Genomic DNA, 26,071 nt, shown 5'->3' on the forward strand with positions numbered 1-26,071 from the left:
TTGGGCTCGCCAGAAACCTCGGCCGGTACTTGCTGCGCGCCTGGGCGTTGGGTCGGGCTGTCGTGGTCGTGGTGTGCGATGGCGGCAGGGAGGGTGGTCCGGCCGAGATCTTTTGAGCGTTCGGCCTGGGTATTTTGGTTGTTGTGTGGGATATTCGGCCGCTGAGTGGCCGAAAAGCCTGCAGAAGACCGGACGGGTTTCTGTGCCAGTGCCGGTGGGCCTGGGCGTAGCTTGAGTACGCGGCGGCGGCACTTCTGGTGCTTTAGGGCGCGGCTGCTGCGCCGGAAGCGAGTAAAGAGGATCTGCCTCGGCCGGGTGGGCTTCCCACGCCTGCGGCGGGGTTCAGGTTCGGGTGGTGTGCATGGTGTTGCGGCGGGGCGTGCGTGCGGGGTCGATGAACGCCGGTGGGATGAATTCGGGGTATCCGTCGCTGGCGATGCGGACTTCCCAGTCGCTGTTGTGGATCAGCCGGTGATGCTTGCCGCAGAGCAGCACGAGATTATCGATGCGGGTTTCCCCGTGGTGAGCCCAGAAAACGATGTGGTGAGCGGTGCATTGCTGTGGTGGTGCGTCGCAGCCGGGGAAGGCGCAGCCGCCATCGCGGATGGCCAGCGCGCGTCGTTGCGCCGGTGTCGCCAGGCGCTGAGCCCGGCCCACATCCAACGGCTCGCCATGAGACCCCAAGGTCACCGGGATAACTTTGCAGTCACAGGCGAGGAGGCGTGCTTCGGTGGCGCTGATATCCCCGACCAAATCCAGGCAGGCCCGCCCGATGCCGGTTTTGAGTTCGTCCAGGCCGAGGGTGACGACGACGTGCACGCTGTCTCCGGCTTGGGTGGGGATGTCGGGGTTGCCCATGCCGATGCGAACAAAGGTGGCGAACGCATCCCCCAGCCGCTCCCACTGCGACCGGGTGTCGCGGCCTTCTTCTTCGGTGGTGGGGCGGGGTTTGGCGAGTGGGTCGAGGGTGGCTTTGAGTCGGGCGATGGTGTCGGCGTCGGTTTTGATTTTTATGCCGTGGGTGCCGTCGCGGTGGGTGACGAAGCCGAGTTCGTGGCGGGGTTCGGCTGGGTCGGGGTCTTTGGGTTCGCGTCCGTCGGGGTCGAGCCGGTCGCGCAGGTTCTTCGCGGCGTGGCTGATCTGCCGGGGTCCTGCGGTGCGGGCGAGGTTGACCAGGATCTCTTCCCCGGTCTCGCGATCCTCGGCTGAGACCGTGGGTGGTAGTGCGCCCAACGCGGCGATGATCGGATCCAGCTGCGCCGCCCCGAGATCACCGGCCAGTGCTGCTGCGGCGGCATGTGGTGCCAGCGCCGGGATCCGCGTGCCGCCATCCTGGCGTGGGTTGAGCGCTCGGGCGCGATCGACGCGGGCTTTCGCCTCGGAGTGCTTGATCTGCACCCAGTCCACCAGCATCCCCGGCACCGTGGCGTAACCGGTCACCTCCTTCACACCCCGGGATTCGATTTCGGCCAGGATTTGTCCCTGCTCGGCCTCCAGGCGCCGTTTTTCTCGTTCGCGGGCGACGTAGGCGAGCAGCAGCGTGTCTTTGTCGCAGCGCCACCACTCGGGTGGTGCTGCGGCGTCGGGGTATTCGGTGCTGATCATGCATCCCACACTACCAGCGTCCAGAGTCATATGCCACTAGACACGCCGAGCTGGCCGACCCCACACCCAGGCGCGCAGCAAGTACCAGCTGGGGTTTCTGGTGAGCCACAACGAAAACTGACCACCGTGCCTCGGTCCGTATGGATATTTCCGCGGTGACCCCAAACACCACCCGACCCCGGAGCGGAAATGTCCATACGGGATGTCTTTAGATCCGACCCGGCACTCCAGGACAAGGTTCTATTGCGCGGAAAGCCAAACCCGAGTTTTGGCCATCCAATGGCCAAAACTCGGGTTTCGCGAAGGCAGGGCCACGTTCAGCCGACACCCCGTCCGATCCTCGAGTGCCCGGGCTGGAACCCGCCCGCGACACTCACGAGGGTGGGGGAACGGCGAGCAGGTCGACCACGGCACACAGGTTCGTCCCGTCCGCGAACGCATCGCGCTGGCGCTGGGCGCCGCCGCCCGACGCGCGGTGCCTGGCGAGGCCTTCTTCGGCGAATTCATGGTCGCCTGCCGCTTTGAGAGCGTCCGAGACGTGGGTGAACAGCTCGTCGAAGACCGCCGGGGCGGGTACGAGGTCGCCGTGCACGGGGTGCGGGATGCGGCCTTCGGCGCCGTCGCGGGACGCGCGCCAGAGGTGGCCGCGCAGGACTTCGTTCGGTAGCTCCGGCAAGGCTTCCTCGTCGTTGAGGGCGGTCTGGACCAGGCCGCGGGCCAAGACCGCGAGGAGGGCCGCGTCCTCGGGGACCGCGGCCACGTCGGTGACGCGGAACTCGATGGTCGGCTGCTTGTCGGAAAGCCTTACGTCCCAGTAGACCATGCCGCGGTCGAGGATCGCGCCGGCGCGCAGCCAGCCGTCGATGAGGCTCTCGTAGTGGTCGAGTGAGCTGAAGCGGGGCGGAGGACCGGCGGACGGCCAGCGCGTCCATTGCTGGTAGCGCCAGCTGCTGTACCCGGTGTCGGCGCCGTCGGTGATCGGGGAGTTGGCCAACAATGCCAAAAGCGCGGGCAGTCTTCGGCGGACCTGGTTGATGACGCGGACGCCTGCCTCTTTGTCGGGGATGGCGACGTGGACGTGGCAGCCGCAGGTGGCGCCGCTGTGGGCGGTGGCCCCGAAATGCTCGGCCATGCGCTGATACCGGGCGCCGGGGGTGATGCCGGGCGGTCCGGACTCGGGCAAGGGAGCGGTGCCGCTCGCGAGCAGGCGCAGCCCGCGTTTGGCGGCGGCTCCGGCCAGCTTGGCGCGTAACGACTTCAGCTGATCGAGGAGTTCGTCGGGGGAGTGGCAGATCGCGGTGGCCGATTCCGCCTGGGCGCGGGTGAGTTCTTTCTGGAGCTCGCCGTCGGGTTCGTCGGCGTCTTCGACGACTTCGCCGCCGCGCTCGGAAAGGTGACCCGCCGCGTCGACCACAAAGAATTCCTCTTCCACCCCGAATGTGAGTGGTTCGCTCATTCCTTGGGTCCTTTGCCCTTCTCCGGTTTACCCTTTTTCGGCGTCTTGCCTTCGTCCGTCCGTACCGGTGCGGCTTGGTCCTTTTGCTGCTGTTGTTGCTGAATGGCGGGCAATTCCGCGGTCGCCACCGCGGGAAGGGGAATGGGGACGTCCGGCGGGGTGGTGGTCGTGCCGGGATCGGCGATCTGCTGCGGGGGCGTCACCGGCCGAGGGGCCGAATCCGGGCTCTTGCCGACGGCGAAGGTCAGCGAGACCGCGGTGAGCAGCCCGAGCGCCGCCGCGACCCGGCCACGGCGCACGCCGCGCTGCTCGGGGATGCCGACCGGCCGGGTGAGCATGGCCGCGACCTGGGCGGCGGTCGGGCGCTTCTCCGGCTTCCTGGCGGTCATCCGCCGCAGCAGCGGGGACAGCTCGCCGGGCAGGTCCGGCGGGATCACCGGCTGCCGGTGCACCCGCGCGACCGCGGATTCGACCGCGGTGCCCGGATACTCGCGGTGCCCGGTCAGGCACTCGAGCAGCACCAGGCCGAGCGCGTAGATGTCGGCGGCCGGCCCGACCTCCTGGCTGAGCACCTGTTCGGGCGCCATGTACGCGGCCGTCCCGACGACCTCGCCGGTCTGCGTGATGGCGGTCGCGTCGACGAGATGCGCGATGCCGAAGTCGCCGAGCAGCGGCTCGTCCCCGGCGAGCAGGATGTTGCCTGGCTTGAGATCCCGGTGCGTGACGCCGTGCCGGTGGATGTACGCCAGCGCGTCGGCCAGCCGCACCGCGAGGGTGGTGACCTCGTCCGGGGTCAGCGTGCGCGCACGCAGGCGGGCGCCGAGCGTCGGGCCGTCGACGAGCCGCATGACCAGGTACGGCCTGCCGTCGTGGGTGCCGAAACCGGACAACGTGATCAGGCCGGGATGGTCGAGACCACGCAGGATGGCGGCCTCGCGGATCTGGCGGGTGGCGGTGCCCGGCAGGAACAGCTTCACCGCGACTTCCCGGTTCTCCAGCCGATCCCTGGCCTGGAACACCTGCGCGGTGGCGCCGGTGCCGATGAGCGGCCCCAGCTCGTAGCGGTTCGCGATCAGCCGTGGCTCCAGCCCGCGCTGGCCGGGCACCAGCTTGGTCAGCTCGAAGCTCGGCCAGGTGCTCGTCGAGTCATGCCCTTTGCCGCCCATCGCCAGCGCGCCCGGTCCTCTCGGTTCCATGGATTCCGGGCTACCCGCGTGGCCGCCCGGTCAAACGGCATTCGTGTCCAGGGACGCAGCCTATCGCCGCTGTACACCCCGGAAGGTCGTGACAAGGCCGAGGGCCGGCACCCCGATGGGATGCCGGCCCTCGGCCGCGTGGTGACCGGTCAGTACCAGTGCGCGCGGCCGCCGACCGTGGTGCCGGTGCGGCCCAGCAGTGCCAGGACGAGGCCCGCCACCACGAGAACGATTCCGATCGTCCAGATGATCGAGATCCCGGTGAGGAATCCGATGATCAAAAGAATGACTCCAAGAGTGATCACTTTACGAGTCCTTTTCCAGTGGGGACTGACTGCACCGGAATGCCCGCTTCCGCCGGAGTTCAAACCTTTCTTCACAGATCGAGATCCAGATGCCGGGTCGCCAAAGTATTGGCGAGTTCACTGAGTTTGACGTTGAGATCTTGCGAAGTGCGGCGCAGGATGTCGAATGCCTTTTCCGCGTCGACGCCCCGGCGGTTCATCAGGATCCCTTTCGCCTGCCCGATGACGTCACGGCTGTCGAGCGCCTTGCGCAGATGTTCGGCCTGCAGCTCGGCGCGGTCCAGCGCCCGCGTGTGCGCCAGCGCGAGCGAGGCGTGGGTGGCCAGCAGCAGCGCGACGTTCGCGTCCGACTGCGAGAAAGAGGCTTTACCCGAGGAAAAGATGTTGAGCGCACCGCCGAGCCGAGGTGGCTTCGCGTCGAGCGTGAGCGCGGTCGCCAGCGCCGAGTGATAGCCGCGCTCTGCGGCGGCGGGCCCGAACTGGGGCCAGCTGGCGGACGTGCCGAGGTCGCCGCTGTAGCCGACGGCGGGCCCCGGTTCGCGGGCCGCGTCCAGGCACGGGCCTTCGTCGAACTTGTACTGGAGCTGATCGAGTTCGCTCGCGGCGTGCTCGGTCTCCACCGGGGTGTGGAAGGTGCCGTCCGAGCCGCGCAGTGTCACGCTCACCAGGTCGGCGCTGGGCACGAACTGACCCGCGGCCACCACGATCCGTTCCAGCGCGCCCGCCACGGTCGTGGCGTCGAGCAGTGTCCTGGTGAGCTCCGCGAACCGGGCGGCCAGCGCGCCTTCGCGTTCGATGTCCATTCCTTCGGAGGTTCCCCGTCCGGCCGCGCGGCAAACCCTGTCCGGTGTCACCATGCGTGTCCGAGTCGTGACCGCGCTGGTTGTGGCGGGAACGCGGCGGCGCTATCGTGCCCTCAGCCGGGAGGAGACAGGTATGCCCACCGAGCCGGTTCCGCCGCTGGGCGACGAGGTGCTCATCCAGGTCAGCCGGGTGAACGCGGTCTGCGTGGTCGCGATCTTCGGGGAGGTCGACCTGGTCAGCGCGGGCACCGTGCGCCAGGCGCTCGTCGGAGAGCTCGAGCCTGCCCCCGACGGCCTGGTCGCCGACCTGTCCGGGGTCACCTTCTTCGGTTCAAGCGGGCTGAGCGCGCTGGTCGAGGCCGACGAACGTGCCAAGCAGCTCAGCGTGTCGTTCGCGACGGTCGCGGCGCGCCGCGAGGTGCTGGTGCCGCTGCGGGTGACCGGGCTGGACGAGCTGCTGGCGGTCCATCCGACCGTCGACGAAGCCGTGCGGGCCATCGCTACGCCGGACTAGCCGTCCCCAGCCGCCGCACGGCGGCGACGATCTCCGCGTTGGTCACGCCCTTGACGAGGTACTCGGCCGCGCCCAGCTGCTTCATCTCGCGCACCATGCCGAGGTCGCTGTAGGCGGAGAACGCCAGAATCCGCGTGCGCGGGGAGCGCAGCCGGATCTCCCGGGTGGCCCTGGGGCCGCCGCCACCCGGCATCCGGACGTCGAGCACGACGACCGCAGGGGTCAGCCGCTCGGTGAGCTCGATCGCCTCGTCGGTGTCGCCCGCGGTCGCGACCACGTCGAAGTCCGGCTCGGCCTCGAGCACGTCGCGCAGCGCCTCGCGGATCATCGGGTCGTCGTCGGAGACGAGCACTCTGAGCCGTTTCACGCGAGGCCTCCCGGAGCCGGCACCCAGAAGTCGACCGTGGTGCCCTCGCCGGGTGCGCCCCGGATGGTCCACCAGCCGTCCACGGCCTCGGCCCGCTCGCGCATCTCGATCAGCCCGAAATGTTCGCTCGCGGCAGCCGGTTCCCGGCCGGTCAAGCCGACGCCGTCATCGGTGACCAGCACCCGGATGCCGCCGTCTTCGGAGGTCAGCGTCAGCTCGACGCTGCTCGCGTCCGCGTGTTTGAGCACGTTCACCAGCGCCTCCTGGCAGATGCGGAAGATCGTGATGGCCGTTTCGGCCGACGGCTCGGCGGCCAGCGTGTGCCGCAGGCCGAACCGCGGGCCCGCCGGGCCGACCACCTCGTGCAGGTAGCCGGTCAGCGCCGTCACCAGCCCGTGCTGGTCGATGCCGGGCGGGCGCAGCCCGAACACCAGGTTGCGCAGCCTGCCGATGGCGCCGGTGACGGCCTCGTCGAGCCGGGCCAGCCGGGCGGCGTGCTCCGGCAGCTGAGCCGCGAGCAGCTGCAGCCGCATGCCGACGGCGACCATCGCCTGGATCGAGTCGTCGTGCACGTCCCACGCGATGCGGCGGCGTTCGCGTTCCTGCGCCTCGACCAGGTGCGCGAGCAGGCGGCGGCGCTCGCCGAGCGCGCTCTCGGCGCTGCGGCGCTCGGTGAGGTCGCGGGTGACCTTGCCGAAGCCGCGGAGTTCGCCGGTCTCGTCGAACAGCGCAGTGATGACGACGTTGGCCCAAAAACGGCTGCCGTCCTTGCGCAGGCGCCAGCCTTCGTCCTCGAGACGGCCTCGCGCGATGGCGGTTTCCAGTTCGCGGGCGGGTTTGCCGCTGTCTTCCGGCGGATAGAAGATCGAGAAGTGCTTGCCGATGATCTCGTCGGCCCGGTAGCCGTTGATGCGCTCGGCGCCCGCGTTCCAGCTGGCCACCCGCCCGCCGGGATCGAGCATGAAGATGCCGTAGTCGGACACGCCCTGCACGATCAGGCGGAACCGTTCCTCGCTCTCCCGGAGCGCGTTCTCGGCGTCGCGGCGTTCGGTGAGGTCGCGGGTGACCTTGCCGAAGCCCTGCAGCGCACCGGTTTCGTCGAACAGCGCGGTGATGATGACGTTGGCCCAGAAGCGGGTGCCGTCCTTGCGCAGTCGCCAGCCTTCGTCTTCGAGACGGCCCTCGGCGATGGCGGTTTCCAGCTCCCGGCCGGGTTTGTCGGCGGCGATGTCCTCGGGTGGATAGAAGGTCGAGAAGTGCCTGCCGATGATCTCGTCGGCCTGGTAGCCCTTGATGCGCTCGGCGCCCGCGTTCCAGGTGATGATGTGACCACGCGGGTCCAGCAGGAAGATGGCGTAGTCCACGACGTTCTGCACAAGCAGGTTCAGCGCTGCTTCGTGGCCGTCCGCTGGCATACCGTAGCTTGGCACGACCGCGGCCCGGTGGCAGCCCACGACGCGGTGATCAGGCCTCGGCCTCGGCGGGTACCAGGGCCGGAGTGAACTCACACCACACGACCTTCCCGTGTTCGGCGGGTGTGAAGCCCCAGCGGGCGCTCAGGTTCTCGACCAGCTTGAGACCCCAGCCGCCGTCGCTGCCGGACTTGCGGATCCGGGGCGGGCGCGTGGTGGCGTCGGCGACCTCGACCCGCACCTGCCAGGCGGTGCCGCTCAGCCGGAGCAGGTGCGTGCCGCCACCGTGCAGGAACGCGTTGGTGACCAGCTCGGAGGCGACGAGCACGACGTCCTCGTGTTCACCGGTGTAGCGCCAAGCCGCCAGCGTGTCGCGGACGAAGCCGCGGACGAGCACGGTCTGGTCGCCTGCCAGGCGCAGCTCCGCCTCTCGCGTGAGCGACCGGTTGTCCATGGTGACACTGTGCGACAGGGGAGTGCCCGCGCACGAGATGCGAAGGTCTCTCGTCATCTAGTGCATTTGCATCAGTCGACGAGGCCCTCGCGGCGCGCGATCGCCACCGCTTCGAGCTGCGAGCGGGCGCCGAGCTTCTCCAGCACGCGCTGGACGTGGTTGCGCGCGGTGTTCCTGGCGACGCCGAGCCGTTCGCTGATCTGCGCGGTGTCCGAGCCCTCGGAGAGCAGCACGAGGGTCTGCTGTTCGCGCGCGGTCAGCGCCGCGCCGGGCACCCGGCCGGTCAGCCGGTCGAGCACCCCGCCCAGCAGGCTCGGCGCGAACACCACCTCGCCGGCGGCGACCCGGCGTACGGCGGATTCGAGCTCGTCGAGCCGCGCCGACTTGAGCACCAGCCCGGCGCCGCCCGCTTCGGCGACCCTGGCGGCGACGGCCGCGCTCGCCTCGCCGGTCAGCACCAGCACCCGGGAACCGGCCGCTTCGAGCTCTCCGATGGCGGCGACGGCGTCACCGTCGGGGAGCCGCCGGTCCAGCACCACGACATCGGGGCGGCAGCGGGCGGTCTCGGTGAGCGCGGTCGCGATGGACTTGGCCCTGGCCACGATCTCCATGCCCGACTGCTCCAGCGCGAGCCCGATCGCCTCGGCCACCATGTCGTGGTCCTCGACGAGCACCACGCGGATCGGCATGCGGGTCATCCTAGCGAGGGACCAGGCGTCCGGCTGATCAGTCCGGAATGGACGGTCAGTGCGCGTCGACGGCCGCCTGCGCCGCGTCGTACACCGCCTGCGCGGCGTCGAACGCCCGCCCGGCTTCCGCCTTGGCCTTTTCGGCTTCGGCGAGCCGTTCGCGCAGCGCCGCGGCCGCCTCGGCGGCGCGGTCGGCCTTGCGCCTGGCACGCGTGAGTTCGGCGTGCGCCTTGTCGCGGGTCTTGCCCAGTTCCTCCGCCTCGCGCCGTCGCCGCTCGCGCTCCTGTTTCGCGGCGGGGTCCTCGGCTCGCGGCTTCTTGGGTGCCTTTTCCACCGGCTTCGGCACCAGCTTGAGCTTGGGCCGTTTGGGGAGCTTGACGGTCGCGGCGGTCAGCCAGTGATCGCCGGCGTCCGGTTGCAGCGCGGCGGTGAGGTTGCCTTCGGCGGCCGCTTCGGCGGCGTCCGGGTTGGCGACGACGGCTTCGAGTGTCGCTTCGACGTCCCTGGCCACCGGGTCGCTCAGCGACGGCCCGAGCCTGAGCGTGCGGGCGACCAGCTCGTGCCGCTGCCGGGTGAGCACGCGCAGTTCGGCGCCGTCGAGTTCGGCATGGGCCTTGCGGAGCCGCTCGCCGAGCGCGGCGAGTTCGTCCAGCGCCTCGGGATGGGCCCTGGCCAGCCAATTGACGACGGCGGCCGCGGCGGTCGGCTTGCGCAGCGCCCTGATCCGCTCGGCCAGATCGGGGTCGCCGCCGGTCTTCGCCTCGCGGGCGCGGGCGTTCCGCGCGGTGATGAACGCCGACGGCTCACCCGCGTACAGTTCCTCGACCACCGACTCGAACTCCATCGCCGTCAGCGAACCACATCGGCCTGTGGGAAGCCACACGGTTGATCTCGCACAGGCGGGGGTACCACGAGGGGCAGAGAGAGGGTGGTATCAGTGACGAGCATGGCGACTGTGGAGGCGGCCGCGAACCCGTTCGTCCATCCCGCGTTGTTCTATCGCGGGCCTCGGGAGTACCTGGCGGGAACGATCCCGTTCATACTCGACGGCCTGGCGCTCGGCGAGCCGGTCGCCGTTTCGGTGCCGGGACCCAATCTGGACCTCATCCGCGGCGGACTCGGTGACGCGGCGGGCGAGGTGCTGCTGCTGGACATGACCGAGGAAGGCCGCAACCCCGGCCGGATCATCCCCGGCGTGCTGCGGGCGTTCGCGGACCGGCACACCGGCACCCGGGTGCGGATCATCGGCGAGCCGATCTGGCCGGAGCGGTCCGAAAGCGAGTACCCGGCCTGCGCCGCGCACGAGGCGTTGATCAACCACGCGTTCGCCGGGCGGCGGGTGACGATCCTGTGCCCGTACGACGTGGACCGGCTCAAGCCACTCGTGCTCGACGACGCGCTGCGCACGCATCCCGTGGTCATCGACGTCTCCGGCGAGCACGAGAGCGGCCACTACGCGCCGGACGAGGTCATCTCGGGCTACAACGTGCCACTGCCCGAACCGGGTGAGGCCTTTTCGCTGGCGGTCGACTTGACCGGCTTGAAGGCGTTGCGCGTCTTCGCGGCCGAGCACGCGCGGCTCGCCGGGCTCGGGGAGGACCGCGTCGGCGACGTCGTGCTGGTGGCGAGCGAGCTCGCCGCGAACAGCATCGTGCACGCCCGCGACCGCGCGTCGATCCGGATCTGGCGTGAGGACAGGCACCTCGTGTGCGAATCCGCCGACCACGGCCATCTGGCCGACCCCTTGGCGGGCAAGCGGCCCGCCCGGCCCGGTCAACTGGGCGGGCGGGGCCTGTTGCTGGTCAACCAGCTCGCGGACCTGGTCCGCGTCTACTCGGTGCCGGGCAGCACGGTGATCAGGGCCTGGTTCCGCCGCTGACAGTTCCGCCGCTGACAACGGAAAGGAGTCCCATGGCAGCGCCCGTCAGCCAGCTGGAAAGGGAGCGCAAGTACGAACTCGGGGCGGGCGGCCAGGTGCCGATACTCGCCGGCGCCGGAGCCGTGGCGCGGCAAGAGGGTCCGGTCGAGCAGCTGCTGGACGCGACCTACTTCGACACCACGGACTACCGGCTGGCGCGCGCCGGTATCACCCTGCGCCGCCGCACCGGCGGCGACGACGCGGGCTGGCACCTCAAGCTGCCGGTCTCGTCCGACACCCGTGAAGAGCTCCACGTGCCCTTGCGCCGCAACAATCCCTCGAAGGTGCCGGGCAGGCTCGCCCGCCTGGTGACCGCGTACACCGCGGGCTCACGGCTGGTGCCGATCGCGCATCTCAAGACCGACCGGTTCTCGTACCGCCTGGCCGACGCGGACGGCCGCGTCCTCGCGACGCTCACCGACGACCACGTCACCGGCGAGGCAGGGGGAGCGGTCGCGCACATCGACAGCTGGCGGGAACTCGAGGTCGAACTCGAAGCGGACGCCGAACCCCGGCTGCTCGACGACCTCGACCGGGCGCTGGTGCCCTCGGGCGCGTCCGCGTCGAAGTACCCGTCCAAGATGCGGCGCCTCGTGGGCGAGCTGGTCCCGAAACGCAAGCCGGTCAAGGTGGGCAAGAACCCGGACGCGGGCACAGTCGTGCTCGCGTACCTGCGTGAGCAGTTCGACCACCTGCGCCGCAACGACATCGGCGTCCGCCGGGACGCCGACGACGCCGTCCACCAGATGCGGGTCGCGTCCCGCAGGCTTCGCGGCGCCTTCCGGACGTTCAAGAAGATCATCGACGTCCCCGAGTCTCTTGCCGCCGAGCTGAAGTGGCTGGCCGGTGAGCTGGGCCCGGCCAGGGACACCGAGGTCATGGCCGCGACGCTGAACAAGCAGCTCGACGGCCTGCCGCCGGAGTTCGTGCTCGGCCGGGTGCGGCAGCTGCTCGTCCGGCACTTCTCGCGTGAGGGCGAGGAAGCGCGGACGCGCGCGGTGGAAGCGTTGAACAGCAAGCGGTATCTCGCGCTGCTGTCCTCTTTGGACGACGTGCTGGACGCGCCGCCGCTGACGAAGCGGGCCCGTCGGCCCGCGCGCAAGGAGTTGCGCAAAGCCGTGCGCAAGGCGGGCTGCAAGCTCGCCCGCGCCGAGGCCGCGACGCATGGCGCGTCCGATCGCGATCCGTCCGATCTGGACGTCGCCCTGCACGAGACGCGCAAGAAGGCGAAGCGTGCGCGGTACGCCGCGGACGCGGTGAAGCCGGTGCTGGGCAAGAAGCTCGGCAAGTGGCGTAAGAAGGTCAAGGCGGTGCAGGGAACCTTGGGTGAGCACCAGGACACGGTCGTGACCCGGGAAACCCTGTACCGGCTGGGCATCGGCGCCTTCCGGGACGGCGACAACTCGTTCACGTACGGGCTCCTGCACGGCTGCAACACCGAACTCGCGCACGAAAAGCAACGCGAGTTCCGCGCCCAGTGGGCCAAACTCCCCGCCCTGCCCAAGAGCTAAGAGGTCGTGAGTGTTGCGGCCGGTCATTGGGCGGAAGCCAAATATGGCGTGTCGCGGGGCAGCTGGGTGAGGGCCTCCCTCACTCAGTCCGAGTGGGTGAGGGCGTCCCTCACCCGAATATTTGGGTGGGGGAGGCCCTGACTGCCCGGGTTGGGTGAGGGAGGCCCTGACTGCCCGGGTTGGGTGAGGGAGGCCCTGACTGCCCGGGTTGGGTGAGGGAGGCCCTGACTGCCCGGATTGGGTGAGGGCCTCCCTCACTCAATCCGGGTTACGCGGATGGTCGGGCGAGCCTGCCGAGTGGGGAGTCGTGAGTGTTTTCGCCGGTTAGAACCGGCCGCAACACTCACGATGCTTAGGCGTCGCCGGTGAGCTTGCCGCGCAGCTGGTCCAGTGTCTGCGACAGCAGGCGCGACACGTGCATCTGCGAGATGCCGATCTTGTCGGCGATCTGGGTCTGGGTCATGTTGCCGAAGAACCGCATCACCAGGATCGAGCGTTCACGCGCGGGCAGCTCCCGCAGCAGCGGCTGCAGTGCCTCGTGGTTCTCGACGTTGACCAGATCCAGGTCGTCCTCGCCGAGCGTGTCGGCGAGCGACATCGTCTCGGAGTCGCTGAAGATCGGCTTGTCCACCGAAAGCGTCTGGTAGGCGTTGCCCGCCAGCAGGCCTTCGCGCACTTCGTCGACGTCGAGGCCGAGGTGCTCGGCCAGCTCGGTCGGGGTCGGCGCGCGGCCGAGGCGTTGGGAAAGCGTGCTCGAGCCTTGGCTCAGCGAGAGGTGCAGCTCCTTGAGCCTGCGCGGGACGCGCACGGCCCAGCCGGTGTCGCGGAAGTGCCTGCGGACCTCGCCCATGATGGTGGGCACCGCGAAGGACAGGAAGTCGCTGCCGCGGTCGGGCTGGAACCGGTCGACCGCGTTGATCAGGCCGATCCTGGCCACCTGCAGCAGGTCCTCGCGCGGTTCGCCACGGCCGGTGAAGCGGTAGGCGATGTGCTCGGCGACCGGGAGGAACTCGGTGACGAGCTGGTGCCGGACCGCGTCACGGCGGGGGTCGTCGGCGTCGAGCGCGGCCAGTTCCTCGAGCAGTGGCACACAGTGGGCGTACTCGTCGCGACGCTGATGGGTCATTTCCCGGTCAGCGTTCACACCGCATCAGTCCCCGCGCGGACGACGAACTCGATGATCACCGCGGAACTGGCGCCGTCGCCGGGCTCGATGGCCGTCCAAGCCGATTCGGTCAGTGTGGTGAGCACGTGCCAGCCGAACGAGCTGGTGCTGGGGGCCTCGGTGTGCAGCGTCGTGGTGGAGACCGTGACGTGCAGGCCGCCGGGCACCGGGCGGAACCGGCACCTGAGGAAGGCGCCGAGGTCGGCCTGCTCGATCAGCTCCGCGCAGGCCTCGTCGACCGCCATTTTGGCGTCCGAGATGGCGTCGAGATGGAAATCCGCTCGCGCCGCCATGCCTTGCGCGAGCATGCGTACCAAGGACAGCTGACCAGCGTGCGCTGGGACTCGCAGTTCGACAACCTCGTCGAGTAGCTCGTCGATACCGTCGGGGGTCTTCTCATGCCTAGCCTCCATGCGGTGGCTATACCCAGTCATCGGAGGCCTGACACTTCCTGGCGAGGTTTATCTCGGGAATGTGCACAAAGGACACGGCGGGCGGTACGTGGTGTACTGACCTGGACGGACTCTCGGGAGGCAGCATGACCGGTCCCGGCTGGCGTGAACCGGTGCTCGCGACCCTCACCGACCGGCGGTTCTCGTCGGCGGGGTGGGTCTTCGAACGCAAGCTGGACGGCGTCCGCGCGATCTCCTCGCGCGACGGCGGCCTCCCCGTGCTCTGGTCGCGCAACAAGAAGGTCATGGACGGCGCGTATCCCGAGATCGTCGAGGCGCTCGCCGCGCAGGGCGGGCCCCGCTTCGTCGCCGACGGCGAGATCGTCGCGTTCGACGGCAGGCAGACCAGCTTCGCGAAGCTGCAGCCGCGGATCCACCTCACCGATCCCGAGCGCGCCGCCGCCACCGGGATCAAGGTCTACTACTACCTCTTCGACCTGCTGTACTTCGACAAGTACGACACCACCTCGCTGCCGCTGCGCCAGCGCAAGGCACTGCTCAAGGATGCCTTCGACTTCGAGGATCCGCTGCGGTACGCGAGCCACCGCAACGCCGACGGCGAGAAGTTCTTCGCCGAAGCCTGCGGCAAGGGCTGGGAAGGCGTCATCGCGAAACGCGCCGACTCGCCGTACCGCCCCGGACGGTCACCCGACTGGCTGAAGTTCAAATGCTCGTCCGGCCAGGAGTTCGTGCTCGGCGGCTTCACCGACCCGCAGGGCGCTCGCCGGGGTTTCGGCGCGCTGCTGCTGGGCTACTACCAGGATGGCGCGCTGCGGTACGCGGGCAAGGTCGGCACCGGCTTCGACGACCGGACACTGCGGTCGCTGCACGCCGAGCTCGAAGGACTCGAGCAGACCGGCTCGCCGTTCGCCGATCCGGTGCGCGAGAAGGGCGCGCACTGGGTGCGGCCCGAGCTGGTCGCGCAGATCGAGTTCGCCGAGTGGACCCCGGAGGGCAAGCTGCGGCACCCGCGGTACCTGGGGTTGCGCGCGGACAAGAAGCCGGCGGACGTGGTGCGGGAGCGCCCAGGGAGGTAACGATGGCCAGGCCGATCTGGAGTGGAGCGCTGAACTTCGGCCTGGTGACCGTGCCGGTCCAGCTCTACAGCGCGATCGAAGACCACACCGTGCACTTCCGGCAGTTCGAGCGCGACACCAGCGACCGCATCCGCTACAAGCGCGTCAACGAGCGCACCGGCAAGGAAGTCGACTACCAGGACATCGTCAAGGGTTACGAGCTCGAGGACGGCGGCTACGTGCTGATCGAGCCGGACGAACTGGACGACATCGCGCCGGGCCGGTCCAAGACGCTCGACATCGAGACCTTCGTCGAGCTGGCCGGGATCGACCCGATGTACTTCGACAAGACGTACTGGCTCGCGCCGTCCAAGGACGAGTTCGGCAAGGCGTACGGGCTGCTGGCCCAGGCCATGGCGAAGAGCGGCAAGGCGGGCGTCGCGAAGTTCGTCATGCGCGGCAAGGAGTACCTCGCGCTGGTCAGGGCCCAGGACGGGCTGCTGCTGCTCAACACCCTGCATTTCGCGGCCGACCTGCGCGACCCCGCCAAAGTCCTGCCCAAGAAGCCGGCCAAATCCAAGCCCAAGGGCAAGGAGCTGGACATGGCTGTCAGCCTCATCGACGCGATGACCGAGGACTGGCGGCCAGAGGACTACCGCGACGGCTACACCGCGCGCGTGCGCAAGCTGATCAAGGACAAGAAGGCGGGCCGGAAGGTCGAGCCGGAGGCGGCGCCGAGGGAGGCCACCGGCGTGGTCGACCTGTTCGACGCCCTTTCGCGCAGTGTGCGGGGCAGGAAGGGCGGATCCACGGATCTTTCGGACCTGACCAAGGCTGACCTGGACAAACTCGCCCGCGAGAAGGCTATAAAGGGCCGATCGAAGATGAGCCGCGCCGAGCTCGAACGAGTACTCGAGGCATCTTGACAACTTTTTCGCCGGGGGACGTTTGCGATCGGGCGTCTCTGGGCACCACCGGCTTGATGCCGACGGAAGCCGGGTGAGGGACCATGAACGACGAACAGCTCCGCGCCATGCTCGTTGGCGCGGTGGCCGCGGCCCGGCGCGGCGCCGACCAGGAGGCCGTGCTGCTGTGCGACTGCCTGACCACGGGGTCCGAGCAGCTGGCCCGTGACGGGATCCGCCAGCTGGCCATGGCCAACGTCGAGATGCTGCGGTCGCTCGTCGAGCTGCCGTCCGAGGGGATGCCGCTGTTCGTGATCGACGGCGAGGACGCCGACGGCGGCCGCATCTCGATCGACGAGTTCGAACCGGCGCAGCGCGCCGCCACGAGAGTCATGCTGGCCTACGCCCATGACCGCCCGGCCGACGCCGACCTGCAGCTCGACGTCGTCGCCACCATCCCGGGACCGGCCGAGATGCGGCTGGTCTTCGTCCACATCCTCTGCTGGACCCTCGAACTGCTCGACCTCTGCGGCGAGCGCGACCAGCCGGTGCCCGGCTGGCTCCGCCCCGTGGCCGCTTAAGCCTCGCTTGCACGAAGACCGGGCGCCCGTCGGGGGTGTGCCCGGCGCTGTGCACGCGAACCCGATGAAGCGGGCTCTGCACTGGACAGAGCCCGCTTCGTCACTTTCTCATCGTCCCAGCGCGCTCTGGAGCTCCTTCTTGGTCATGCTGGAGCGCCCCTTGATGTTGCGCTTCTTCGCCTCGTTGTAGAGCTGGTCCTTGGTCGGGCCGCCCGGCCCCTTGTGCGAGCGCTGGCCGCCGCGCTTCTGCGGTGACTTGTCGTTGAGCGACGACTTGCTCGCCGTCTTCGACTCACCCGACTGCGCGCGGTTCTTGTTCACCGTGCGCGCGGCGATCTCCTCGGCGCGGTCCTCGCTCGCCCCGCGCTTCTTCGTGGAGTCCTTGATGTGCTGGTACTGGCGTTCACGTTTGTCGCTCCAGGCCTGCTGAGGCACGGCTGCTCCCTTCCGACACGGGCTTTGATCATGGATTACCCGGTGCCGGAAGGGAGCAAACCTCTAGCCGCAGTGCTCGGACGGGCTGTCGTACTTCACGCCGCCCGCGGAGCCGCCCCACTTCACGCACTTGTTGCCCGCCGGCGCCTTGACCGGCCCGGCGAAGTACGAGAACGAGCCGGCGTCGGTGTTCCGTGCGGAACCCGCGACCTCCAGATAGGCCGAGGTCGCCGTGGGCGTGCCCGCGTTGGCCTTCTTCATGGTGCTCACGCAGTTGTTGCCGTTCGCCGCGTTGTAGGACAGGTACACGGTGCCCTCGGTGCCCAGCGGCGCGGAGTCGATGACGCCATAGCCGCTCCCGCAGGCGGGCGCGCCCAGCGCGGTGTCGGTGAGCGTGGAGAACCGGATGGTCTCGTTGGCGTTGTTCGCCGGACCGGCTTCGTACATCAGGCCGACCGAGCCGGTGCCGAGCTGCACCATGTCGGAGTACGCGGCGTCCTCGCCCCACACCAGCGTGCCCTCGGACTTGGACTGCCAGCTGCCGCCCTCGTCGAAGGACGAGCGCACGACCAGCTCCTTGCGACGGTCGCAAGTGGACGGTCCGGCGAACACGAGCCGGTTGTACGGGCCGCTCATCCGCATCACCGAGCCCTGCACGGTCGGCGTGACGAGGTCGTTCTCGAAGGTGAACTTCGTCGAGAACGACCCGCCGCCGTCCGAGCTGATGGCGTACGCCCGGTTTCGCGTGCCTTCGGCGAGGCACTTGTTGTCCTTGTTCGCGTCGTTGCGCGCGGCGGCGTAAACCCGGCCGTCCGCGAGCTCGATGACGCTGATCTCCTGCGGGTTCATCGCGGTCGTCGTGCTGGTGTCGCTGGCGCCGCGCTTCCAGGTGACGCCCTCGTCGTCGCTGTAGATGAGCGAGCCGGTGTCCTTGGTGCCGATCTCGTAGCTCATGCCCGCCACGATCCGCCCGGCGTGCGCGCCCTTGGTGAGCACGATGCCGTGCGACGGCCCGGTGGCCAGCCAGCCCGGCGCCGAGTCGAAGCCCAGCTCGGTGGTCAGCACCTTGGGCACGGTCCAGGTCTTGCCGTTGTCGTCACTGTGCTGCACCCGCGGGATCCGGCCGCAGGACGGGTTCTTGACGCACTCCATGGTGGAGAGCAGCACCACCCGCCCGGTGGACGGGACGACCACAGCGGTCGGGTTTCCCTTGGTGTCACCGAAACCTTCGATGACGATCTGCAGGCCGCTCCAGGTCTTGCCGTTGTCGGAGGATCTCTTCATCACCAGGTCGATGTCGCCGTGGTCGTTGCAGAAGCTGGCGCCGCCGTTGCGCCCCTCGGCGAACGCGAGCAGGTCGCCGTTCTTCGCCTTCACGACCGACGGGATGCGGAAACAGTCGTACCCCTCGCTATTCTGCTTGAACACCACTGTGTTGCCGACCGCCGCCTGTGCGGCGGGCGCCACAGCCGCGGTCATCGCCGCCGCCGCGACGAGCCCGGCCGCGAGGCCGAACGCTGTCCGCGTGAATTTCACCTTTTCACTCCTTTGTCGGGTGCGCTCAGCGTCGGACGGACTCGTACAAGAGCTGTACAACGTGCGTGCACTGGCGCTTGTACGCCTCTTGTACGACCGGCTGTGAAGCTCTTGGCACCTCGGAAATTCAAGGAGCGAGAAGTGAAGACAAGCATCAGAGCTGCCGTGGCGGCGACCGGTTTCGCCATGCTGGTGACGGGACTCGGTGTGGGGGCGCAGACGGCGCAGGCGGCGTCGAGCTACCCCGTTTCGACCACTGTGGACGGTCGCACGGTCAAGGACCCGAACGTCCCGGTCGGCAAGCAGCGCGTCTCGGACTTCTACACCTCGGGCACCATGGTGACGCTGGCCTGCCAGGACACCGGCCCCGAGGTCGGCGGCAGCACCATCTGGGACCTGACCACCGACGGTGTCTGGGTCGCCGACACCTACGTCAAGACCGGCTCGACCACGATGGTGGCGCCGAAGTGCTCGTTCCCGAAGTCGTTCCCCGCCAAGGCCGACCTGAACGGCCGCGCCAACAAGGGTGACGCGGCGACCGCGCCGGGCAGTGTCGCCGACAAGTACAAGGAAGGCGCGTCCGTCCCGGTCGTCTGCCAGGCCACCGCGGGCGACGAGATCTGGGACAAGACCTCCGACAACCTCTGGGTTCCGGACGAATACGTCAAGACGGGCACCGAGGGCTTCGTCTCCGGCCTGCCGCACTGCGACACCGACGGCCTCAAGCCGCCGTCCTCGACCAACCCGGCCGACCCGCGCGCCAACGAGGCGATCGCGTTCGCCAAGGCCCGTCTCGGCCACACCGACTGGAACAACCAGTGCGAGCTCTTCGTCGAGCGCGCCTTCGGCACCAGCGGCCGGTTCGCGACCGCGCTGACGCACTACCAGTGGCAGAAGAACAACGGCCGCATCCACCGTGGCACGCACGCCCCGGCTGGCACCGCGGTGTTCTTCACCAGCACCACCAGCGCCGGGCACATCATGCTGGCGCTCGGCGGCGGCACGGCCATCAGCACCGGGCCGTCGGTCTACCAGACCAGCAGCTACGAGTCCCGTAGCGACTACCTCGGCTGGGCCTACGTCCCGTCGAGCTGGTAATCACTGATCGCTCTGGGGGCCGGTGACCGCGAGGTCATCGGCCCCTTTTTCAGTACAGGAGAAGGAAAATGTCAGTAAGGAAGATCGCGCTCGCGGCGCTCGTCGCGGGCATCGGCCTGGCCGGGCTGGTGCCGGGTGCCTCGGCGGCACAGTCCTATTCGGTCAAGACCACTTTGGACGGTCGCACGGTCAAGGACCCGACCGTCCCGGTCGGCTCGCAGCGCGTGGCCGACAAGTATCCGGCGGGAAGCCAGGTCTCACTGGTGTGCCAGGACACCGGGCCGTCCTACGGCGGCAGCACCGTCTGGGACCTCACGTCCGACGGCTACTGGATTCCCGGCGCCTACGTCGAGACGGGCGGAGTCGCGCAGCCGCGGTGCGTGCTGCCGAAGTCGTTCCCCGCCAAGGCCGACCTGAACGGCCGCGTCCACAAGGGTGACGCCGCCACCGCGCCCGGTGCGGTCGCCGACAAGTACCTCGCGGGCGCGCCGGTGCCGGTCGTCTGCCAGGCCACCGCGGGCGGCACGATCTGGGATTACACGACCGACGCGCTGTGGGTGCCCGACCAGTACGTCGCGAACGCTTACGTCCCCGGCATTCCTCGCTGCGACACCGACGGCGAGTCGCCGTCCAACACCGGCGAGCACGGCCGCAACACCGGCCCGGCGGGCCCGACCACCGGCACGTCCGCCGAGAAGATCGCCCGCGTGATCGCGGCCGCGAAGTCCATGGTGGGCAAGGGTTACGACTACGCCTGGGGTGGCGGCGGCAAAGGCGGCCCGTCCTACGGCATCCACCACTACCCGGACAACGACCCCAGCCAGGGCGACGACTACAACCGCTTCGGCTTCGACTGCTCCGGCCTGACGCTGTACGCGTTCTGGAAGGGCGCGGGCGTCGACCTCGGCTACTGGACCGGCGAGCAGTACAACGCGGGCACGCGCGTCCCGGTCAGCCAGATGAAGGCGGGCGACCTGATCTTCTGGGGCGACGGCGACGACTCCGAGTCGACCACCCACGTCGCCCTCTACCTCGGCGGCAACCAGCTCCTCGAGTCGGCCCCGCCCCGCGACGGCAAGAGCGTCCACATCCGCTCCCTCTACGGCCAGTCGAGCTGGATGAACCACGTCATCCGCGTCTTCCCCTGAGGCCGGACCGGGATAAAGCGGGCTTTATCCCGGGGAAAGCACCCGGGATAAAGCCCGCTTTATCCCGGTAGGCTCGGGCTTGTGATCAGGACCGTCTTGGGGGACATTCCGGCCGACACGCTCGGCATCTGCAATGCGCACGACCATCTCTTCATGGCGACGCCCAAGCTGCCGGGGCAAGAGCTCGACGACCCCGACGCCGCGACCGCCGAACTCAAGGCGTTCGGGGCGCTCGGCGGGGGAGCCGTGGCGCAGTGGACGCCGCACGGGCTCGGGCGCCGGGCCGACGACCTGCCCTGGGTGTCCAAGGCGGCCGGGGTGCACGTGATCGCCGCGACCGGTCTTCATCAGGCCGAGTTCACGCCGCCGGACGTCGTCGCCCGGGTGAAAAATCAGCTCGGCGAGCTTTTCACCAGCGAGCTCACGCAGGGTATCGAGGGCACCGGCGTCAAGGCGGGCATGATCAAGGTCGCCGGTGGCTTCCACGGCCTCGACGAGCACGCCAGGGCGACCATGACCGCCGCCGCCGAGGCGCAGAAGGCCACCGGCTCGCCCATCGGTGTCCACTTGGAACTCGGCACGGGCGCGCTCGACGTGCTCGAGCTCCTCTGTGGACGGCTGGAAGTTCCACCCGATCGGGTGATTCTCGGGCACCTGAACCGGTCGCCCGACTTCCGGGTGCACCGCCAGGCCGCCGAGGCGGGCGCGTTCCTGGCCTTCGACGGCCCCAGCCGGGCCAACCACGCGACCGACTGGCGGCTGTTCGACGCCCTCATCGCGCTCGCCGAGGCCGGTCACGCGGGCCAGGTGCTGCTCGGCGGCGACACGACCACGGCCGCCGCGCGCGGCAACCCGGGGATGCCGCACCTGCTCAGGGTGATCAAACCGGGCCTGGAGAAAGAACTGGGCGAGGCCGCCGTGAAGGGTTTCTTCGTCGGCAACCCCGCCCGTGCGTTCGATTGGGCTACTGAGGACCGGGCTACTTAGGACCGAAGCCCTCCTGGCCGGGGCGGCGTCGCCGCAGGTAGCGCTCGATGTCGGCGGCGATCTTGTCGCCGCTGACATCCTCCGGGTTGACCTCGTTGTTCTCGTCCTCGCGCTCTTCGAGCGACCGGACGTACTCCGAGATCTCGTCGTCCTCCTCGGCCATCTCGCTGACCGTCCGCTGCCATTCCTCGGCCTGCTCGGGCAGCGCGCCGAGCGGGATCTCGACGTCGAGTACGTCCTCGAGCTTGTGCAGCAGCGCGAGCGTGGCCTTGGGTGAGGGCGGGTGCGAGACGTAGTGCGGCACCGCGGCCCAGACGGACACCGCGGGGATGCCCGCCTGTACGCAGAAGTCCTGCAGCACCCCGACGATGCCGGTCGGGCCCTGGTACCGGTTGCGCTCGAGGCCGAACCGCGCCGCGGCCTCGGCGTCGTAGGCCGTCCCGGTCACCGGGACAGGCCGGGTGTGCGCGGTGTCGGCCAGCAGCGCGCCGAGCGTGACCACGGTGGACACCTTCAGCTGCTCCATGTGCTCCAGCAGCTCGGCGCAGAACGCGCGCCACCGCATGTTGGGCTCGGGTCCCTGCACCAGCACGACGTCACGGTCGAGTGCCTCCGGGTGGCAGGTCGACAGCCGGGTCGTCGGCCAGTCCACTCTCCGGGTGACCCCGTCCACCATGCGGACTGTGGGCCGGCTCACCTGGAAGTCGTAGTAGTCGTCTGGCTCCAGCTCGGCCAGCGGCGTCGCATCCCAGTTGAGCTGCAGGTGCTCGACGGCTCTACTGGCCGCGTCACCAGCGTCGTTCCATCCTTCGAAGGCGATGATCATGATCGGGCCGGTGAAGTCTGGGCGCTCAGCGTCCTCGTTCTCGCGCTGCTGGGTCTCGTCGACGGGCTCACTCACTTGACCAGCCTACGACCAGGCCACCGTAAGCTGGTGGGCATGTCCAATCGTGTTTCGTCACCGCTTCTCGACGCACTGCGAACCCGTGTCGTGGTGGCCGACGGTGCGATGGGGACCGCACTGCAGGCCCACGACCTCTCGCTGGACGATTTCGCCGGGCTGGAGGGCTGCAACGAGATCCTCAACGTGACCCGGCCGGACGTCGTGAAGAGCGTGCATCGCGGCTATCTGGCGGCCGGCGCGGACGCGATCGAGACCAACACGTTCGGGGCGAACTACGCCAACCTCGCCGAATACGACATCCCGGAGCGGATCTTCGAGCTGTCGGTCGAGGGCGCCAGGCTTGCCCGCGAGGTCGCGGACGAGTTCTCCACGCCCGATCGTTCTCGGTTCGTGCTCGGTTCGGTCGGCCCCGGCACCAAGCTGCCGACCCTCGGGCACGCCCCTTTCGTCACGCTGCGTGACGCCTACCAAGAGGAAGTCCGCGGCCTGCTGGCCGGCGGCGTCGACGCGGTGATCGTCGAGACCACCCAGGACATTCTCCAGACCAAGGCCTCGATCATCGCCGCGCACCGCGCGATGGCCGCCGAAGGCCGCCGGGTCCCGATCATCGCCTCGATCACCGTCGAGACCACCGGCACCATGCTGCTCGGCACCGAGGTCAACGCCGCGCTCGCCGCGCTGGAGCCGCTCGGCATCGACCTGATCGGCCTCAACTGCGCCACCGGCCCGGCCGAGATGAGCGAACACCTGCGCCAGCTCTCCCGCCACGCCCGCGTCCCGCTCTCGGTGATGCCGAACGCCGGCCTGCCGGAGCTCGGGCCGAACGGCGCGGTCTACCCGCTCGGCCCGGAAGGCCTGGCCGAGGCGCTGTCCGGTTTCGTCCGCGAGTTCGGCGTCGGCCTGGTCGGCGGCTGTTGCGGCACCACCGACGAGCACATCCGCCAGCTGGTCGCGGCGGTCGCCGACCTCCAGCCCGCCGCGCGGCGCCCGCGCCCCGAGCCCGGCGTGTCCTCGCTGTACCAGGCGGTGCCGTTCCAGCAGGACGCCAGCGTGCTGATGATCGGCGAGCGCACCAACGCCAACGGCTCCAAGAAGTTCCGCGAGGCGATGCTCGACGGCCGCTTCGAGGACTGCGTCGAGATCGCCCGCGACCAGACCCGCGACGGCGCGCACATGCTCGACCTGTGCATCGACTACGTCGGCCGCGACGGTGTCGCCGACATGGCCGAGCTGGCCGGGCGCCTGGCGACCGCGTCGACGCTGCCGATCATGCTCGACTCCACCGAGCCCGCCGTCCTGCAGGCCGGGCTGGAGCAGCTCGGCGGCCGGTGCGCGGTCAACTCGGTCAACTACGAGGACGGCGCCGGGCCGGACTCGCGCTTCCAACGGATCATGCGGCTGGTGCGGGAGCACGGCGCCGCCGTGGTCGCGCTGTGCATCGACGAAGAGGGCCAGGCGCGGACCGCGGAGTGGAAGGTCCGGATCGCCAAGCGGCTCATCGAGGATCTCACCCAGAACTGGGACATGCGGGTCGAGGACATCATCGTCGACTGCCTGACTTTCCCGATCTCCACCGGACAGGAGGAGGTCCGCCGCGACGCGCTGGAGACCATCAACGCGATCCGCGAGCTCAAGAAGCTCTACCCGGACGTGCGGACCACGCTCGGCCTGTCCAATGTGTCCTTCGGCCTCAACCCGGCCGCCCGCCAGGTGCTGAACTCGGTGTTCCTGCACGAATGCGTGCAGGCCGGGCTGGACACCGCGATCGCGCACTCGTCGAAGATCCTGCCGATGGCGCGCATCCCGGACGACCAGCGCGCGGTCGCGCTCGACCTGGTCTACGACCGCCGCCGCGAGGGCTACGACCCGCTGCAGGAGCTGATGGCCCTGTTCGAGGGTGTCAGCGCCGCGTCGAGCAAGGCCTCACGCGCCGAAGAGCTGGCGCGGCTGCCGCTGTTCGAGCGGCTGGAGCGCCGGATCGTCGACGGCGAGCGCAACGGGCTCGACGCCGACCTCGGCGAGGCGCTCAAGGAGCGCCCGGCGCTGCAGATCATCAACGACACGCTGCTGTCCGGCATGAAGACCGTCGGCGAGCTGTTCGGGTCGGGTCAGATGCAGCTGCCGTTCGTGCTGCAGTCGGCCGAGGTGATGAAGGCCGCCGTCGCGTTCCTCGAACCGCACATGGAGAAGGAGGACGACAGCGGCAAGGGCCGCATCGTGCTCGCCACCGTGCGCGGCGACGTGCACGACATCGGCAAGAACCTGGTCGACATCATCCTCAGCAACAACGGCTACGAGGTGGTCAACCTCGGCATCAAGCAGCCGATCACCACGATCCTCGAAGCGGCCGAGGAGAACGACGTCGACGCGATCGGCATGTCCGGCCTGCTGGTGAAGTCCACGGTGATCATGAAGGAGAACCTCGAGGAGATGAACTCCCGGGGTGTTTCCGCGCGCTGGCCGGTGCTGCTGGGCGGCGCGGCGCTCACTCGGTCCTATGTGGAGAACGACCTCACCGAGATGTACCTCGGCGACGTCCGCTACGCCCGAGACGCGTTCGAGGGCCTGCGGCTGATGGACGCGATCATGGCGGCCAAGCGCGGTGAGTCGCCGATCATCGACGCCGAGGCGGAGGCCAAGCGCGCCGAGCGCAAGGCGCGCCGCGAGCGTTCGCTCCGCATCGCCGAAGCGCGGAAAGCCAAGCTGGAAGCCGAAGACCCGATCGAGGACCAGCCCGCCCGCTCGGACGTCGCGACCGACGTGCCGGTGCCGTCGCCGCCGTTCTGGGGCAACCGGGTGATCAAGGGCGTGCCGCTGGCCGACTACGCGTCGATGCTCGACGAGCGCGCGACGTTCATGGGCCAGTGGGGCCTCAAGGGCGCGCGCGGTGGCAGCGGACCGTCCTATGAGGACCTTGTCGAGTCCGAGGGCAGGCCGCGGCTGCGGTACTGGCTCGACCGGCTCGCCACCGACGGCCTGCTGCAGCACGCGGCGGTCGTCTACGGCTACTTCCCTTGCGTGGCCGAAGGAAACGACCTCGTCGTGCTGACGGAGCCGTCGCCGGACGCGCCCGAGCGCACCCGCTTCACCTTCCCCCGGCAGAAGCGCGACCGCCGTATGTGCCTGGCCGACTTCTACCGCCCGCGTGAGCTGGCGCTGGAGGCGGGCGAGGTCGACGTCGTCCCGTTCACGCTGGTGACCATGGGGCAGCCGATCGCCGACTACGCCAACGACCTGTTCGCAGCCAACTCCTACCGGGACTACCTGGAGGTGCACGGCCTCGGCGTGCAGCTCACCGAGGCGCTCGCGGAGTACTGGCACTGCCGGATCCGGCAGGAGCTGCGCTTCTCCAGCGGCGCCGCGGTGTCCGAAGAGGACCCCGAAGACGTCGAGGACTTCTTCAAGCTGGGTTACCGAGGCGCGCGGTTCTCGCTCGGGTACGGCGCCTGCCCCGACCTGGAAGACCGGGCGAAGATCGTCGAGCTGCTGGAGCCGGAGCGGATCGGCGTCAAGCTGTCCGAGGAGTTCCAGCTGCATCCCGAGCAGTCCACCGACGCGATCGTCTGCCACCACCCCGAAGCCAAGTACTTCAACACCTGAGTCGTTGAACACCA

Annotated in this window: 25 protein-coding genes; 10 read left to right on the top strand and 15 right to left on the bottom strand. The window is 69.2% G+C overall.

All coding sequences use genetic code 11. The annotated features are described in order from the left end of the window. Positions 1-342 precede the first annotated feature (342 nt). The 5 genes from BLV57_RS25765 to BLV57_RS25785 all read right to left on the bottom strand — a co-directional run bounded on the left by BLV57_RS25765 (position 343) and on the right by BLV57_RS25785 (position 5,365). Positions 343-1,605: an HNH endonuclease signature motif containing protein gene (locus tag BLV57_RS25765; RefSeq protein ID WP_091292865.1), complete on the bottom strand. Its 1,263-nt coding sequence runs from the start codon at positions 1,603-1,605 to the stop codon at positions 343-345. Between the two features lie 373 nt (positions 1,606-1,978). Beyond that, entirely contained in the window at positions 1,979-3,061 is a 1,083-nt protein-coding gene (locus BLV57_RS25770; protein WP_091292867.1) for a carboxylate-amine ligase, read from the bottom strand. After that, positions 3,058-4,257, bottom strand: coding sequence for a serine/threonine-protein kinase (locus BLV57_RS25775; RefSeq protein WP_245757513.1), 1,200 nt, complete (start codon positions 4,255-4,257; stop codon positions 3,058-3,060). The genes BLV57_RS25770 and BLV57_RS25775 overlap by 4 nt, the downstream gene beginning before the upstream one ends. A gap of 149 nt (positions 4,258-4,406) precedes the next feature. Beyond that, complete coding sequence (locus BLV57_RS43420; RefSeq protein WP_091292871.1) at positions 4,407-4,562, bottom strand: DUF6131 family protein; 156 nt, start codon at positions 4,560-4,562, stop codon at positions 4,407-4,409. Between the two features lie 71 nt (positions 4,563-4,633). Beyond that, on the bottom strand, positions 4,634-5,365 hold the full coding sequence (locus BLV57_RS25785; protein WP_245757514.1) for a GAF and ANTAR domain-containing protein: 732 nt from the start codon (positions 5,363-5,365) through the stop codon (positions 4,634-4,636). Positions 5,366-5,498: 133 nt separating this feature from the next. Here BLV57_RS25785 and BLV57_RS25790 point away from each other — a divergent pair, with 133 nt between their 5' ends. After that, positions 5,499-5,879 (top strand): STAS domain-containing protein, encoded by a 381-nt coding sequence (locus BLV57_RS25790; RefSeq protein ID WP_176968807.1) that lies wholly within the window; start codon positions 5,499-5,501, stop codon positions 5,877-5,879. On the opposite strand, the gene BLV57_RS25795 is transcribed toward BLV57_RS25790, so the two are convergent. The 5 genes from BLV57_RS25795 to BLV57_RS25815 all read right to left on the bottom strand — a co-directional run bounded on the left by BLV57_RS25795 (position 5,866) and on the right by BLV57_RS25815 (position 9,645). Further along, entirely contained in the window at positions 5,866-6,246 is a 381-nt protein-coding gene (locus BLV57_RS25795; RefSeq protein ID WP_091292874.1) for a response regulator, read from the bottom strand. The genes BLV57_RS25790 and BLV57_RS25795 overlap by 14 nt on opposite strands. Next, complete coding sequence (locus BLV57_RS25800; protein ID WP_091292876.1) at positions 6,243-7,661, bottom strand: PAS domain-containing sensor histidine kinase; 1,419 nt, start codon at positions 7,659-7,661, stop codon at positions 6,243-6,245. Before BLV57_RS25800 ends, BLV57_RS25795 begins: the two co-directional genes overlap by 4 nt. Positions 7,662-7,710: 49 nt before the next feature. Continuing rightward, the gene (locus BLV57_RS25805; RefSeq protein WP_218134878.1) at positions 7,711-8,112 is read right to left on the bottom strand and encodes an ATP-binding protein; all 402 of its coding nucleotides are present in this window, start codon (positions 8,110-8,112) and stop codon (positions 7,711-7,713) included. A 71-nt stretch (positions 8,113-8,183) separates the two neighbouring features. Continuing rightward, complete coding sequence (locus BLV57_RS25810; RefSeq protein ID WP_425426034.1) at positions 8,184-8,801, bottom strand: response regulator transcription factor; 618 nt, start codon at positions 8,799-8,801, stop codon at positions 8,184-8,186. Between the two features lie 55 nt (positions 8,802-8,856). After that, complete coding sequence (locus BLV57_RS25815; RefSeq protein ID WP_091292879.1) at positions 8,857-9,645, bottom strand: hypothetical protein; 789 nt, start codon at positions 9,643-9,645, stop codon at positions 8,857-8,859. Positions 9,646-9,747: 102 nt separating this feature from the next. Here BLV57_RS25815 and BLV57_RS25820 point away from each other — a divergent pair, with 102 nt between their 5' ends. Both BLV57_RS25820 and BLV57_RS25825 read left to right on the top strand, forming a co-directional pair. After that, positions 9,748-10,680, top strand: a complete 933-nt coding sequence (locus BLV57_RS25820; RefSeq protein ID WP_091292881.1) for a sensor histidine kinase — start codon at positions 9,748-9,750, stop codon at positions 10,678-10,680. Between the two features lie 32 nt (positions 10,681-10,712). Continuing rightward, positions 10,713-12,230 (top strand): CYTH and CHAD domain-containing protein, encoded by a 1,518-nt coding sequence (locus BLV57_RS25825; RefSeq protein WP_091292883.1) that lies wholly within the window; start codon positions 10,713-10,715, stop codon positions 12,228-12,230. Between the two features lie 352 nt (positions 12,231-12,582). On the opposite strand, the gene BLV57_RS25830 is transcribed toward BLV57_RS25825, so the two are convergent. Together BLV57_RS25830 and BLV57_RS25835 are read right to left on the bottom strand one after the other, a co-directional pair. After that, positions 12,583-13,356, bottom strand: a complete 774-nt coding sequence (locus tag BLV57_RS25830) for a SigB/SigF/SigG family RNA polymerase sigma factor (RefSeq protein ID WP_176968808.1) — start codon at positions 13,354-13,356, stop codon at positions 12,583-12,585. Positions 13,357-13,370: 14 nt separating this feature from the next. Next, the gene (locus BLV57_RS25835; RefSeq protein WP_091293257.1) at positions 13,371-13,808 is read right to left on the bottom strand and encodes an ATP-binding protein; all 438 of its coding nucleotides are present in this window, start codon (positions 13,806-13,808) and stop codon (positions 13,371-13,373) included. A 125-nt stretch (positions 13,809-13,933) separates the two neighbouring features. Here BLV57_RS25835 and ligD point away from each other — a divergent pair, with 125 nt between their 5' ends. The 3 genes from ligD to BLV57_RS25850 all read left to right on the top strand — a co-directional run bounded on the left by ligD (position 13,934) and on the right by BLV57_RS25850 (position 16,349). Next, positions 13,934-14,884 carry a non-homologous end-joining DNA ligase gene (ligD, locus tag BLV57_RS25840; protein WP_091292886.1) on the top strand — a complete coding sequence of 317 codons (951 nt, stop codon included), beginning with the start codon at positions 13,934-13,936 and terminating at the stop codon, positions 14,882-14,884. Positions 14,885-14,886: 2 nt separating this feature from the next. Beyond that, on the top strand, positions 14,887-15,789 hold the full coding sequence (gene ku / locus BLV57_RS25845) for a non-homologous end joining protein Ku (protein WP_091292887.1): 903 nt from the start codon (positions 14,887-14,889) through the stop codon (positions 15,787-15,789). 83 nt (positions 15,790-15,872) lie between these two features. Then, positions 15,873-16,349, top strand: a complete 477-nt coding sequence (locus BLV57_RS25850; RefSeq protein ID WP_091292889.1) for a hypothetical protein — start codon at positions 15,873-15,875, stop codon at positions 16,347-16,349. Between the two features lie 108 nt (positions 16,350-16,457). On the opposite strand, the gene BLV57_RS25855 is transcribed toward BLV57_RS25850, so the two are convergent. Both BLV57_RS25855 and BLV57_RS25860 read right to left on the bottom strand, forming a co-directional pair. Continuing rightward, positions 16,458-16,784: a plasmid stabilization protein gene (locus BLV57_RS25855; protein ID WP_091292890.1), complete on the bottom strand. Its 327-nt coding sequence runs from the start codon at positions 16,782-16,784 to the stop codon at positions 16,458-16,460. Between the two features lie 63 nt (positions 16,785-16,847). Next, positions 16,848-18,320, bottom strand: coding sequence for a sialidase family protein (locus BLV57_RS25860; RefSeq protein ID WP_091292892.1), 1,473 nt, complete (start codon positions 18,318-18,320; stop codon positions 16,848-16,850). A gap of 141 nt (positions 18,321-18,461) precedes the next feature. On the opposite strand from BLV57_RS25860, the gene BLV57_RS25865 reads away from it, so the two are divergent. The 3 genes from BLV57_RS25865 to BLV57_RS25875 all read left to right on the top strand — a co-directional run bounded on the left by BLV57_RS25865 (position 18,462) and on the right by BLV57_RS25875 (position 21,553). Further along, entirely contained in the window at positions 18,462-19,418 is a 957-nt protein-coding gene (locus BLV57_RS25865) for a hypothetical protein (protein WP_143047148.1), read from the top strand. A gap of 68 nt (positions 19,419-19,486) precedes the next feature. Then, the gene (locus BLV57_RS25870) at positions 19,487-20,566 is read left to right on the top strand and encodes a C40 family peptidase (protein WP_091292895.1); all 1,080 of its coding nucleotides are present in this window, start codon (positions 19,487-19,489) and stop codon (positions 20,564-20,566) included. 81 nt (positions 20,567-20,647) lie between these two features. Further along, entirely contained in the window at positions 20,648-21,553 is a 906-nt protein-coding gene (locus BLV57_RS25875; RefSeq protein ID WP_245757515.1) for a phosphotriesterase family protein, read from the top strand. Here the strand turns inward: BLV57_RS25875 and BLV57_RS25880 are convergent. Further along, the gene (locus BLV57_RS25880) at positions 21,546-22,454 is read right to left on the bottom strand and encodes a PAC2 family protein (protein WP_091292896.1); all 909 of its coding nucleotides are present in this window, start codon (positions 22,452-22,454) and stop codon (positions 21,546-21,548) included. The two genes, BLV57_RS25875 and BLV57_RS25880, sit on opposite strands and share 8 nt — an antisense overlap. A 39-nt stretch (positions 22,455-22,493) precedes the next feature. Between BLV57_RS25880 and metH the strand changes: the two genes are divergently transcribed. Then, on the top strand, positions 22,494-26,057 hold the full coding sequence (gene metH, locus BLV57_RS25885) for a methionine synthase (protein WP_091292898.1): 3,564 nt from the start codon (positions 22,494-22,496) through the stop codon (positions 26,055-26,057). Positions 26,058-26,071 lie beyond the last annotated feature (14 nt).

It is taken from the genome of Amycolatopsis xylanica, from assembly GCF_900107045.1.
GTDB lineage: Bacteria > Actinomycetota > Actinomycetes > Mycobacteriales > Pseudonocardiaceae > Amycolatopsis > Amycolatopsis xylanica.